1 protein-coding gene is annotated in these 286 nt (G+C 37.8%); it reads right to left on the bottom strand.

What is annotated here, in order from left to right; all coding sequences use genetic code 11:
- Positions 1 to 8 precede the first annotated feature (8 nt).
- On the bottom strand, positions 9 to 286 hold a 278-nt coding region (locus P20439_RS17915; RefSeq protein WP_036934718.1), incomplete at its 5' end, for an integrase core domain-containing protein.

Raw genomic sequence — 286 nt, 5'->3', positions numbered from 1 at the left:
TGTAGTGGTCAACTAATTTTGGCCACAGTTTTAGAATCTTGGTATCTAACCTCAGATTCATTTGGCGCTAAACCAGCATTATAATGATGTGGCCTAACGTTGTTGTAATATCCGTTGATATAATCACTCACACTATATTTAGCATCTTTAAAGTTTTCGTATCCAACCTTTGGCATCCACTCCGTTTTAAAGCTTCTAAAAAATCGCTCCATTGGCGCATTATCCCAACAATTTCCGCGCCTGCTCATACTTTGTGTAATTTTATAGCGCCATAAACGTTGACTAT

It is taken from the genome of Pseudoalteromonas sp. BSi20439 (genome assembly GCF_000241165.1).
Lineage (GTDB): Bacteria > Pseudomonadota > Gammaproteobacteria > Enterobacterales > Alteromonadaceae > Pseudoalteromonas.
The sequence above is the reverse complement of the archived record's forward strand: the minus strand, read 5'-3'. Positions and strand labels throughout refer to the sequence as shown.